Source organism: Globicatella sanguinis NBRC 15551 (genome assembly GCF_001552295.1).
Classification (GTDB): domain Bacteria; phylum Bacillota; class Bacilli; order Lactobacillales; family Aerococcaceae; genus Globicatella; species Globicatella sanguinis.
In genome coordinates this window covers 1-11621 of record NZ_BCQX01000072.1, presented here as the reverse complement: position 1 = coordinate 11621, position 11621 = coordinate 1, and the positions used below count along the sequence as shown (strand labels likewise).

Genomic DNA, 11621 nt, shown 5'->3' with positions numbered 1-11621 from the left:
CTTACCCCCGCAAAGTTGAGTAGGTCTCAAACAAGTCGTTAAGACGCCATTTGGGACCACTCAACCACTGCGCGTTTAATTAACGAACAATAATCTTAACTAAATTTATCAAGTTTATGCCCAGCCTAAAGTGACTTTGAATGCTTAGGCTTATCTAGGCTAAGAAGTAACTGAATTAATAGCTGCTTTAGCATAAATCATTTCTTACATCATTCCTGGCATACCGCCGCCCATTGGCATTTCTGGCTCATCTTTTGGTATCTCTGCGACAACCGCTTCAGTGGTTAATAATAAAGCTGCTACTGATGTTGCATTTTGTAAAGCAGAACGAGTCACTTTTGTTGGGTCAACAATTCCTGCTTCAATCATATTTTCAAATTTATCGGTAGCTGCGTTATAACCAATGCCTTTATCTGCACGATTAATTTCATTCACAACCACTGAACCTTCTTTTCCTGCATTGGCAGCAATTTGACGAACGGGTTCTTCTAAAGCACGCGCCACAATGTTGACACCTGTTGCTTCATCGCCAGTTGCTTCAATGGCTAATACTTGTTCTTGAACATTTAATAAGGCTGTACCACCACCAGAAACAATACCTTCTTCAACCGCAGCACGTGTCGCATTTAAGGCATCTTCAATACGTAATTTACGTTCTTTTTGCTCTGTTTCAGTCGCTGCTCCTACTTTAATCACCGCTACGCCACCAGATAATTTTGCTAATCGTTCTTGTAGTTTTTCACGGTCGAAACTTGAAGTTGTTTCTTCTGCTTGAGCACGGATAATTTGGATACGATTTTCAATAGCCGCTTTATCTCCTGCACCTTCAACAATTGTTGTTGAATCTTTCGTTACCGTCACTTTACCTGCATGTCCTAAGTGCGCTGTTGTCGCATCTTTTAATTCGTAACCTAATTCTTCTGAAATAACAGTTGCTCCAGTTAATACAGCAATATCTTCTAACATTGCTTTACGGCGATCACCAAATCCTGGGGCTTTAACTGCTACCACATTTAAGGTACCACGTAATTTATTTAATACTAAAGTAGGCAATGCTTCACCATCAACATCTTCGGCGATGATTAACAAAGGTCTACCAGATTGCATAATTTCCTCTAATAATGGTAAAACATCTTGAATATTGGTAATTTTACGGTCTGTAATAAATACTGCCGGGTTTTCTAAGTTCGCAATCATCTTCTCGTTGTCAGATACCATGTATTGTGATAAGTAACCACGATCAAATTGCATCCCTTCTACTACTGATAATTCAGTGTCAATGGATTTAGATTCTTCAATCGTAATAACACCGTCATTGCCGACTCTTTCCATTGCATCAGCAATTAATGCACCAATCTCTTCATCTCCTGAAGAAACAGCTGCAACTTGAGCAATCGCATCTTTAGATGATACAGGTTGTGATAAACCTTTTAACGCTTCTACGGCTACTTTCGTTGCCATATCAATTCCACGACGAATTCCTACTGGATTGGCACCAGCAGTAACGTTTTTCATTCCTTCACGTGCAATTGCTTGGGTTAAAACTGTTGCGGTAGTCGTTCCGTCACCAGCTACGTCATTGGTTTTTGAAGCAACTTCTAATACTAATTGTGCTCCCATGTTTTCGAAACGATCTTCTAATTCAATTTCACGAGCAATCGTCACACCATCATTGGTAATTAATGGAGAACCATATGTTTTATCTAACACCACATTACGGCCCTTTGGTCCTAAAGTGGTTTTAACGGTATTTGCTAAAATATCGACTCCGCGTAATAATGAAGCGCGAGCATCTTCTGAAAATTTTAATTCTTTTGCCATTATCTACTATCTCCTATCCTAAAATTGCTAATACTTCTTCTAAATCAATGACTAAGTAGTCAGTACCTTCATGAGTAATGGTTGTTCCTGAAAACTCATTGAATAAAACAACATCGCCTGTTTTCACGATATCTTCTTCGGTTACTAATTGACCTAAAGCAATTACTTCACCTTGAGTTGGTTTTTCTTTTGCAGCACTTGCTAATACTAACCCACCTGTTGAAACTTTTTCATTTGATTCTAGTCTGATTAATACACGTTTTCCTAAGGGTTTTAACATGATTGTATTCCTCCACTATTTGATATTTTTAGCACTCTATCACCTTAAGTGCTAATACAGTTATAATAATAGGTCATTTTTGGTCAAAAAGCAAGTAGTTTGACTAGATTATTCAAATTAATTTGACTTGGGTAACTGTTGTTGGACGTTCACGAATTGAAACCAGGCATTCCCTGCATTATCGTAAATTTGCTTAAAATGAAAATTATAAGTCTGGTTATCAATCGTCTCGGGCGGTGCGATCTGGATTACCTTTTGAGAACTTTTTTTAAGTTGTTGAATCATTTTCGCCTCTATACTCCACGCAGGATAGACCGCCTTAGCAATTTGATAATATGCTTTTTCAAAGCGTAAAAAAGAATCATCTTCTGGATAAAAATTATGATTAGGATTAAGCAACTGATTATCCATCACTCGATCACCTCTGTTAGCTTATAAACTATCATATCCTCATAGAGTTTTCAAGTAACTCTAGTTGCTAATACTCCATCAGATGAACTATTAATATATTTTAACTTAAATTCTGGATGATTTAATATTTTTTCTAAAACTGAAATGGGATAATTTTAATCAGCTTTTTTCTTCAACCAGTCATTTCATAATGTTTACTCATTTAAGCTTCTTATTTCAAACAAAAAAGCCGTTCTACTGTACGGCCAAGACAGAGATAGTTGGATAACCTCCTTTCAGTTTTCAGACGGTTTCAAGGCGCTATCCTCCTTCCATGTTATTAAGTAGTTTATAGTCTTACTTAGGACTTAGTTATTGAATGGACATCACCGCGATAATGGATGGTTTGCCAAATAATGATAAATCCTTTATTGATTGAATTGAGGCTATAAAAAAACGACTACGATTAGTATTCACTTGGGGAACATCCTTCACATTCTATAAAGCCATAACAGCTTTTAAGGTAAATATGAATACTTTACTGCACCTCTCATTCATAGGTATTCTTAGTCGTTTTAATTATTAATATTTCAATTGATATCTTTACATTCATTATACTGCTCTTAATTCAAGATTCAATCAATTTACTTGTTCTATATATAACTTTTACAATCTTTTTTCTCAACTAGAGACTACATCACTCAGATGAACTAATGATTTCACTGCTTTAACAGCCGTCTTGATAATTAAACATAAAAACCAAAGCAAAGAGTATTGCGTTAAGCGCTGCTACTCTGCTTCGGCAAAAAAATTATTCGAATAATCCTTTTAAAAGCTCTTGAAATTCTTCTTCTGTCGCTACAATATGTTGGTTACTATCTTCACCATTTAAAACGCCATCAATATTTAAATCGTCTAGGTTTTCAGATAGATTATCCCAATTTACTACTTTTTCTTTATCCGGCTCTTTCATTTTACACCCTCCATCATAAATATTTTTTATGATTTTATTATACCGTAAAATCGCCTACAATTAAATATAAATTATTTAGCAGCTTTCATTTTAGGACATTGCACACGTAATAAATCGACTGTTTCAAATAGACTGGTTACATAATCCGTATCTAACATATAGATAACATGTTTGCCTTCTTTTACCGATTTAATAATGCCGTTATTTTTTAAGGTAATTAAATGATGTGATGTGGTCGCTACAGAAGCATCGATAAATTGAGCTATTTCATTTACACATAATTGAGGGTAGTGAGATAAAATTTCGACAATCTTAACTCGGTTTAAATCCCCTAATATTTTAAAAATAGTTGCTTTATGTTCTAGGGTTGCTTCGTCAACAAAGTTCGATAATTTCTTTTTCTCACGTTCAATTTCTACATCAGCCATACAGATGTACTCTTTCATATTATGCCTCCTCTTTTCCAAAATTATATCATCAAATAGATAAAATTGCTATTTGATACATTATAAAGGCTTTAATAGAGTTATCAATTCCTCTTTATTTTAATCGTTTTAACTATTCCTCACCGGTGGTGGTTTCTTCTGCAGTGTCTGTTTCTGCGGTTGCCTCAGATTGCGTATTTTCTTCATCGTTGGAACTTGTTGTTTCCGCGGTTGCAACTGAAACTAGCCCATCAGCAAAAATGTCAATACCTGTTTTCTTGATAAATTCCTGACTTGAAATTATCTTTTCAGCATCAGGTTGTTTAATCGTTGCTTTTTCTAAACCAATACGATATTCAATAACATGATGTGCATCATCGGTTGCCAAACTCATGGCTATTTCACCTAGTTTCATTGAGAAACTGATTGTGCCAAGATAACCTTTTTGCAATTCTTCTGTTAAACGATTCGTTTCGTCTGTACCATCTGCTAGTGTTTGCGCCAATTCAACCAGTTGCTGTGACTCTTTTTGATCGATATTAAAGACATACACTGTTCCTTCTTGCTCTGTTTGATGAACTTCTGCACGATTCGTGTTCTTTTCAACATATTGAGTGATTAATTCTAACATCCAATGATCAACTGAATTCAAGTGTTGTAAAAGTGCATGATTACTTTCATTAGCCGCTGGATGCTCAATATAAGTACCTAAAATATCATCGATATGTTCTTGTGCGTAGACATAATAAGCTTCGACTGAACTATCTTTATAATGTTCATAGTCATTATTTAAGCGTTCCGCGGCTAATTTTGCTAAATCTTCTGCTAAATAAAAAGATGTTTTAACATTATTTTGTTCGTCAGTTTGAATCAGAACATTAGTGCCGCCATCATTACCTTTTTGGTTTAAAATATAGTAAAGTTGATTATCCTTCAAAGCCGATAAACTATCAAGCGTAAAGTCCACACCGTTTTCACTTTCCATTAAATTAAGCATGGAAGACTTATTCTCCGGAGATTTTTTCAGCGCCTCAAGTAGCGCTTTTGGTTCTTTAAAGTCATATTGACTCTCACCATTTTTTTCCACAATAGAAGTGTTATTTCCGGTAGCATCTGACTCTTCAGTTGCTGGTGTAGTTGATGTTTCAGCGGGTGATACGGTTGTTTCTGGTTGGAGTGTTGTTTCTGGTTGGCTACTTTCTTCTGCTTGCATTATTGGCAAAGAAAAATTTGTCAGCAATAAAAACAAACTAAATATTGTTAATTTTTTATGCATGATTTGCCCCTTCCTCCAAATATTTTTTGACTTCATTTCCTACAAACAGACGATTATTATCTGTAATTAAAATCGGGCGTTTAATTAACATTCCATCAGATGCTAGTGTTTGGATTTTTTCTTCGACTGTAAAATTTTTCCAATCATTCTTTAATTGGCGTTCTCGATAAACTTGCCCGTGGGTATTGACTAATTTATCGATATTTTCCTTATTAATAGAAGACAACCAACCACGAATTTGATCCGCAGTTGGTCGATCCGTTCTGACATCTTGATATTGATACGTAATATCCGCTTGTCTTAACAATTTTTCGATTTGACGGCAAGTACTGCACGTTTTAAGTCCTATTAAATAATACATTTTTTCTCCTTAATAATTACTCAAAATTTCAGCAATCGTAACAACCAAAGGCATTACATCCAGATTTAACCATTCTGTTTTGCCTGTTGTCACGGTTAACAAAGCGTAGCTCCAAAATGTAACCTCAGGATATGTTTCAATAGTTGATTGAAGATGTTTTTTTAAGAATAATTTAGTAAGCGAATGCGCTTGGCTTTCTTTAAATAATGGTCGCTGACTATTTGATAGTTTTCCTTGATTACGAGCATTATTGGCAGTTGTTTGATTTCTAGTAATAATACGTGTAATAAAAGAAGTCGTCTCAGTTTGATTAGGCGCAGTTCCTTGATTAACACTCGTCGTAGTAGAGGACTCCGCCGGTGCCGTTGATTGATTAGTACTATCCGTTGCTTCGACGGAAGGTTCCGTTATTTCAGTTGATGGTTCGGTCTCTAACGGCTCTGTGGTTTCTGGAGTGGTTGTGTCATCGTCAAATGAACCTGGTGCCCCTGGTGTCACTTCACCACTCTCTTCAATAATTTCTTCATATACTTTGGTCGTTGTGGTTTCTACGATACTGGTTTCCGTATAACTTTGAGTATTTTGATTAGTAGAGTAACTGTTCTCTTGTGCAGCGACCATTGTATTTGAAGTTAAATGAACGCTTGCAAATAATGTTATTAATCCTATCGAAAATGTTGTCTTCACGTAATGTTGCTTGGTCTTTAACAATATTGTCGCCACCTTTCATCAGTTAATCCTCTTCATTATTATATTATCATAATATAAATTGAAAAATCTAATTGTTACCATTTTGTAGTAAAATATTAATCAAATTTTCGTTTTGGAATCGTATTGTTATGAACCCCAATCTCAAATTCAGTTCCCTAAGTATCTCCTATTGCTTGTTATCGCTTAAAAAGTCATTTTTATGTTTGAATCCCCCTGTTGTCAATGCTATAATAATATTGTTGAAAAACATTTCACAAGGAGGAGAATTATGGAATTTTTGACTTTTAAGACAATGGCAGAAGGTTCACAAAAAGCTTTTGAAATTATCAAAGAAGCTAAGGAAAATGGTGCTAACACTTTTGGTTTAGCAACAGGCAGTACACCTGAAAAGTTGTATGAATTAATCGTAGCATCAGATTTAGATTTCACCGATTCAATTTCTATTAATTTAGATGAATATTATGGTTTAAGCGGAGAGCACCCTCAAAGCTATCGTTATTTTATGCAACAACACTTATTTAATCACAAGCCATTTAAAGAGACTTATGTACCAGATGGCTTAAATACTGACGCAGAGGCAGAAGCTGCTCGTTATGAAGCGATTATTGATGAAAATCCAATCGATGTACAAATTTTGGGTATTGGTGAAAATGGTCATATTGGTTTCAATGAACCTGGTACTTCCTTTGATGCAAAAACTGCATTAGTTGATTTAACCGACTCAACCATCCAAGCAAACAAACGTTATTTCGAATCTGAAGCAGATGTTCCTCGTCAAGCTTACAGTATGGGAATTGCTTCAATTATGAAATCCAAAAAAATTATCTTAATGGCTTTCGGTAAAAACAAAGCCAATGCCATTAAACAATTAATGGCCGGTGAAGTAACAACCGATTGCCCTGCAACAGTTTTAATTAACCATCCCGATGTAACAGTCATCGTAGATGAAGACGCTGCATCACTAATCTAATCTTTATTATAAATCAACGCCTCATACTTCGGTATAGGGCTTTAGTTTGATTTCGACAACCTTTATTCGAAATCACTCACCCATTTTAAAATCAACCGCAAAATCAACAAGGTTCAATGATAGGCTGAACAGTTTGATGTTCGATGTTCGATACCGATAAATCCAGACTCGTCCTGTTGAAACTGCTTTTTGCCTATTTTTTCTAAATATCAATTTATAAAAAGACTGAAAAAATCTGTCCATAATGAACAGATTTTTGTCAGTCTTTTCTCATTCAATTTAATGTTGGTAGGTAACACCCGAAGTCATACAATCTTTTAAGATGGTTACGACCTCTTCTTTAGTTAATGGGACATAGCTATTCGTTAAACGTGGTTCAACCCGTTCAGCCATTTCTTCAAAGTACTCTTCATCGATTTCAACTTCTGGTAAAGTCATCGGTAGGCCAGCGTCGACAAAAAATTGATATGTTTTTTCAATCGCTTCTTTAGCCATCGCAAATTGATCAGCTTGATAGGGAATTTCCCAAACATTATGAGCATACATTGCAAAACGCTCTACTGTTTCTTCATTTAAAATATACGACATCCAGCGTGGTGTTAAAATGGCTAATCCGACAGCATGAGTGATATCATAATAGGCTGATAACATATGTTCTATCGGATGACATGTCCATGGTCCTGGTCGGCCGATTGAAGTAATACCATTAAGGGCCATCGTAGAAGACCACATTAAATTAGCACGCGCTTCATAATTATCCGGTTGCTCTAATGCAATGGGTAGATAATGGATACACGCTTTTAATATCCCTTCAGCTAAGCGATCTTGAACAAACACACCTTCTTCTCGATTGAAGTAAATTTCAAATGTATGACTCATAATATCTGCTGTCCCGGCAGCTGTCTGATTTTTAGGCACAGTGAAAGTATACATCGGATCACAGATTGAGGCATATGGATATAAAACATAAGCGCCTGTACCTTTTTTCTCTTTTGTTTCAAAGTTGGTAATAACCCCACCTGTATTCATCTCTGTTCCAGTAGCAGATAAAGTCAAAATATCGATTAAAGGTAAAGCATCTTTAATTTTACTTGAATCTGCAACTAAATCCCACGCATCGCCATCATATTTTGAGGCAGCAGCAATGACTTTGGAACAATCAATCGTTGAACCTCCACCTACTGCTAAAATCACATCAATATGATGCTCTTTACATAATTTTGCCCCTTCGCGCACTGATTCTATTCGCGGATTGGGATCAATCCCGCCTAATTCATAAATCTCACAATCGGCTAGTAATTCTTTTACACGATCATATAGACCATTGCGTTTAATACTGCCCCCACCGTATGTTAATAACACACGCTTGCCAAAACGATGAATTAACTCCGGTAAACGTTCAATTTGATTTTTTCCAAAATAAACCTTAGTTGGTATATCATAGACGAAATTCTGCATAATGACACCCCTTATATTTGATGCTTTTATTATAACAAAGTTCATCTTGATACAAAAAGAAATCTATTTTATTTTTGTATTTTTCTATATATTACGAGGTCAACTTATGTTTATTTTTCTATTTTATTTTGTATAATAGAAATATAAGAATAGAAATGGGGGCTGAATGTATGTATATTTCCAATATAAATTCTTCTTCAATTAAAATCAGTCGAATTGAACATTATTTGTTACAAACTAAGGATAGTAAAGTATTACATACAGAAGATAATTTGATGTTGATTTATGTCAAAAAAGGCCAAACTCATTTTGGAATTGATGACAAAGATTATCGTTGTCAAGAAAATGATATCTTAATTTTAAATCCGCAACAAAAAATATCGTTTGAAGCAGATAAAAATTCAGAAATCATCACAATTTTATTAACCGGTTTTGTCTTTACCTCTTCTGTCAATCTTGATTCTGTAGATGGTCACTTTTTAGTGCATAACCGCGGACGTACTTTACGTCATTATTTCGATTTATTATTACTGGAAAATGAATCAAAAAGTCGAGGCACTGACCAAATTATCAAACGTCTAGTAGAATGTATCATGATTTATGTGTTGCGCCATTCGGATATTTCAATTAAAGATAATGGTAAATTAGCAAAATCAAAAGACGTACAAGAAGTCCAAAATTATATCCGTGATCATTATTCGGAAAAAGTGACGCTAGAACAATTGGCAGAAGTGTCAGATATTAACAAATTCTACTTAATCCGTATCTTTAAACAAAATACCGGACTTTCGCCAATTGATTATTTGATTCATGTGCGTATCGAAGAAGCCGAAAAACTTTTAATTCATACCGACGAGCAAATAGCGGATATTTCAGCTAAAGTTGGCTTTAATTCACCGTCACATTTTACTAAAGCATTTAGAATGATTAATCATATTACGCCATCACAATTTAGAAAAAAACATCGTCATCCATAATTAAAAAACTCTTTGAATGATATCTCATTAAACTTAATAACTGTTTTCGCTTCATAAGCTCAGTTGTTTAATCGATTCATTCAAAGAGTCTTTAATTTGATTATACTATTATTTTCTAACAATTAATACTGATAGGCCTGCCTTGAAAATAACACCGCCAATGATGCTTCGCGTCGGCTATTTAAAATAACTAATAATTTGATTCTTGCTTTAACGCCGCTTAATCCTTGTGCAAAGACAATTCCCATATGTTTTAATTGCTTGCCATCACCTTGATAATCGCATACATCTGATGGCATTGTATTATATTCTTTCTTTTTTATTAATGACTACTAATAACAATCCCAGTACCAGTAGCGGTACCACTATCATCATAATAGGTCGTGATTTTTCACCCGTCAAAGGTAATTTACGACGATTATTATCTGGATTAGGAACAATAGCTTGTAAGTCCTCAACAGTTGTTTGTCTAGTTATAACTGTATTTTCAGTACTGATTTGCGATTGAGTCACCTCAGTAGTTTCATTGGATGTTTCCATCTCAGGAATCTTCGTTTGTTCATCAACGCTAGGTGTTGGTGCCTCTTGACTCATCTCAGTGACAGTATCGCTTTGCATATTCTCAACCTCTACAGTAGTAGTTGTTGCCATTGGTGCATTATCGGTTATGGTATTTTCTTCAACAGTCTTTTCTCTATCCAAAGCAGTTTTAAGCTTATTTGTTAACCGTCGATTGTTTTCTTTCTCTTTTGGTGCTTCTGTTTTGGGAACGATATTTAAATGTAAATTATAAGGTGAGTCCGTTAATGTAAAAGCACCTAAATAAATTGTATTACTCTCATCTAAAACAGCTCCGCTAACCCCTACTTTATAAGGCATGGTTGCCCAATATTCTTGATTGTTCAACGAAATTGTTAGGATTTCAGCCGTCATATCACTGGGTTGATTAACAACCCACCCTCTAATATCGGGTTGTTCAATTGTAACGGTCTCTATTACTGGGTCACTTGCATCACTAATAATCATTCCCGAATTGGTAACAACCCCTTCGTGAAAGACAGCTGAATAACCTATGACATCATCATAAATAAAAGTCAAGGTTTGATTCACTAATCTAAGTGACGCAACGGGTAAAGCATATTGACCATCACCAAGATCTATGTAGAGATGACTTGAAGATTTCAATATTGCTTGTAATTTTTCTAAATCACTTTGAAGAAAAATCGCATCATCTTTTTGGTAAACTACTTCGTCGGCAGTATTTTTAATAATGATTTGATAAAACTGATCCGCTACTAGGTAATCAGCGACTTGTGCTCCACCTAGCTCTTCCGGTGCCTCAACCGTCGTACTGACGGTGGTCGACTCTTCAGTTGTAACCGTCGTTTCTCTATTAGTTGTTTCGGTACTAGTTTCATAGTTTATCGTGGTTATTTCATTTGCTTTTACTGATATGTTCGGAAGACACATTACTTGGAAAAGGCAAATTAATCCAATGACTAATTTTTTCATAATTTTATCCTCCTAAAGTTACTACATTTATTATAACATATTTGACATATTTTAAACAATAAAGAAATAATCGCAATAATTCGTCATACTTTTTTCCTAGTACTATCTTCTTCAACTAATGCAACTGACCAATAAACAGAGACTGATAACAGCCGATAAGAATGGTTCCGTATCAAATATAAACGTTAAAAAGTCCATCTACTTAAGAGAGGACAATCATAATTTTGAGTCTAGTCTTGATACCTTATGTTCCGTCTTTGCGGAGTAGATTCAATGTCAGCTTAGATTGTAGATGTGTACAGAAGCTATTATTAGGTGCAAAAACCAGCATTTTGTGAGTCTTTTAGTAACGATTGAACTCTATTTCAAGCCTACCACATTAATTATATCACTGCTTCTCAAACGCTACCCAACGCATTAACCTGTCTTTCCAATAAAATATACCAATGGGAGTGGACCAGAAGTAG

Annotated in this window: 13 protein-coding genes; 2 read left to right on the top strand and 11 right to left on the bottom strand. The window is 35.1% G+C overall.

From position 1 onward, the window contains the following. Positions 1-204 precede the first annotated feature (204 nt). The 8 genes from groL to GSA01S_RS06965 form a co-directional block, all read right to left on the bottom strand. Complete coding sequence (groL, locus tag GSA01S_RS06995) at positions 205-1821, bottom strand: chaperonin GroEL (RefSeq protein ID WP_066126126.1); 1617 nt, start codon at positions 1819-1821, stop codon at positions 205-207. Positions 1822-1834: 13 nt separating this feature from the next. Beyond that, positions 1835-2101 carry a co-chaperone GroES gene (locus GSA01S_RS06990; protein WP_066126124.1) on the bottom strand — a complete coding sequence of 89 codons (267 nt, stop codon included), beginning with the start codon at positions 2099-2101 and terminating at the stop codon, positions 1835-1837. Positions 2102-2218: 117 nt separating this feature from the next. Next, complete coding sequence (locus GSA01S_RS06985) at positions 2219-2512, bottom strand: DUF5960 family protein (RefSeq protein WP_066126122.1); 294 nt, start codon at positions 2510-2512, stop codon at positions 2219-2221. A gap of 790 nt (positions 2513-3302) precedes the next feature. Beyond that, positions 3303-3464 carry a hypothetical protein gene (locus tag GSA01S_RS10750; protein WP_157064790.1) on the bottom strand — a complete coding sequence of 54 codons (162 nt, stop codon included), beginning with the start codon at positions 3462-3464 and terminating at the stop codon, positions 3303-3305. 71 nt (positions 3465-3535) lie between these two features. Next, positions 3536-3910: an ArsR/SmtB family transcription factor gene (locus tag GSA01S_RS06980; RefSeq protein WP_078756633.1), complete on the bottom strand. Its 375-nt coding sequence runs from the start codon at positions 3908-3910 to the stop codon at positions 3536-3538. Positions 3911-4022: 112 nt separating this feature from the next. Beyond that, entirely contained in the window at positions 4023-5165 is a 1143-nt protein-coding gene (locus tag GSA01S_RS06975; RefSeq protein ID WP_066126120.1) for a hypothetical protein, read from the bottom strand. Next, on the bottom strand, positions 5158-5526 hold the full coding sequence (locus tag GSA01S_RS06970; RefSeq protein WP_066126118.1) for an arsenate reductase family protein: 369 nt from the start codon (positions 5524-5526) through the stop codon (positions 5158-5160). Before GSA01S_RS06970 ends, GSA01S_RS06975 begins: the two co-directional genes overlap by 8 nt. A 9-nt stretch (positions 5527-5535) precedes the next feature. Beyond that, on the bottom strand, positions 5536-6213 hold the full coding sequence (locus GSA01S_RS06965; RefSeq protein ID WP_169792685.1) for a hypothetical protein: 678 nt from the start codon (positions 6211-6213) through the stop codon (positions 5536-5538). A gap of 292 nt (positions 6214-6505) precedes the next feature. Between GSA01S_RS06965 and GSA01S_RS06960 the strand changes: the two genes are divergently transcribed. Further along, positions 6506-7207, top strand: coding sequence for a glucosamine-6-phosphate deaminase (locus GSA01S_RS06960; RefSeq protein ID WP_066126115.1), 702 nt, complete (start codon positions 6506-6508; stop codon positions 7205-7207). Between the two features lie 279 nt (positions 7208-7486). Here GSA01S_RS06960 and GSA01S_RS06955 read toward each other — a convergent pair whose 3' ends face one another. Next, entirely contained in the window at positions 7487-8665 is a 1179-nt protein-coding gene (locus tag GSA01S_RS06955; protein ID WP_066126113.1) for an iron-containing alcohol dehydrogenase, read from the bottom strand. Between the two features lie 170 nt (positions 8666-8835). On the opposite strand from GSA01S_RS06955, the gene GSA01S_RS06950 reads away from it, so the two are divergent. Beyond that, positions 8836-9642: a helix-turn-helix domain-containing protein gene (locus GSA01S_RS06950; protein ID WP_066126110.1), complete on the top strand. Its 807-nt coding sequence runs from the start codon at positions 8836-8838 to the stop codon at positions 9640-9642. Positions 9643-9764: 122 nt separating this feature from the next. Here GSA01S_RS06950 and GSA01S_RS10745 read toward each other — a convergent pair whose 3' ends face one another. Continuing rightward, the gene (locus GSA01S_RS10745; RefSeq protein ID WP_157064789.1) at positions 9765-9941 is read right to left on the bottom strand and encodes a hypothetical protein; all 177 of its coding nucleotides are present in this window, start codon (positions 9939-9941) and stop codon (positions 9765-9767) included. A gap of 4 nt (positions 9942-9945) precedes the next feature. Continuing rightward, a complete protein-coding gene (locus GSA01S_RS06945) occupies positions 9946-11154 on the bottom strand; it encodes a hypothetical protein (RefSeq protein ID WP_066126109.1) in 1209 nt (402 codons plus the stop codon). Positions 11155-11621 lie beyond the last annotated feature (467 nt).

Excerpts from the sequence above, each read along its gene's own strand:
- groL (WP_066126126.1), bottom strand. The coding sequence starts at position 1,821 with ATGGCAAAAGAATTAAAATTTTCAGAAGATGCTCGCGCTTCATTATTA.
- GSA01S_RS06990 (WP_066126124.1), bottom strand. The coding sequence starts at position 2,101 with ATGTTAAAACCCTTAGGAAAACGTGTATTAATCAGACTAGAATCAAAT.
- GSA01S_RS06985 (WP_066126122.1), bottom strand. The coding sequence starts at position 2,512 with ATGGATAATCAGTTGCTTAATCCTAATCATAATTTTTATCCAGAAGAT.
- GSA01S_RS10750 (WP_157064790.1), bottom strand. The coding sequence starts at position 3,464 with ATGAAAGAGCCGGATAAAGAAAAAGTAGTAAATTGGGATAATCTATCT.
- GSA01S_RS06980 (WP_078756633.1), bottom strand. The coding sequence starts at position 3,910 with ATGAAAGAGTACATCTGTATGGCTGATGTAGAAATTGAACGTGAGAAA.
- GSA01S_RS06975 (WP_066126120.1), bottom strand. The coding sequence starts at position 5,165 with ATGCATAAAAAATTAACAATATTTAGTTTGTTTTTATTGCTGACAAAT.
- GSA01S_RS06970 (WP_066126118.1), bottom strand. The coding sequence starts at position 5,526 with ATGTATTATTTAATAGGACTTAAAACGTGCAGTACTTGCCGTCAAATC.
- GSA01S_RS06960 (WP_066126115.1), top strand. The coding sequence starts at position 6,506 with ATGGAATTTTTGACTTTTAAGACAATGGCAGAAGGTTCACAAAAAGCT.
- GSA01S_RS06955 (WP_066126113.1), bottom strand. The coding sequence starts at position 8,665 with ATGCAGAATTTCGTCTATGATATACCAACTAAGGTTTATTTTGGAAAA.
- GSA01S_RS06950 (WP_066126110.1), top strand. The coding sequence starts at position 8,836 with ATGTATATTTCCAATATAAATTCTTCTTCAATTAAAATCAGTCGAATT.
- GSA01S_RS10745 (WP_157064789.1), bottom strand. The coding sequence starts at position 9,941 with ATGCCATCAGATGTATGCGATTATCAAGGTGATGGCAAGCAATTAAAA.
- GSA01S_RS06945 (WP_066126109.1), bottom strand. The coding sequence starts at position 11,154 with ATGAAAAAATTAGTCATTGGATTAATTTGCCTTTTCCAAGTAATGTGT.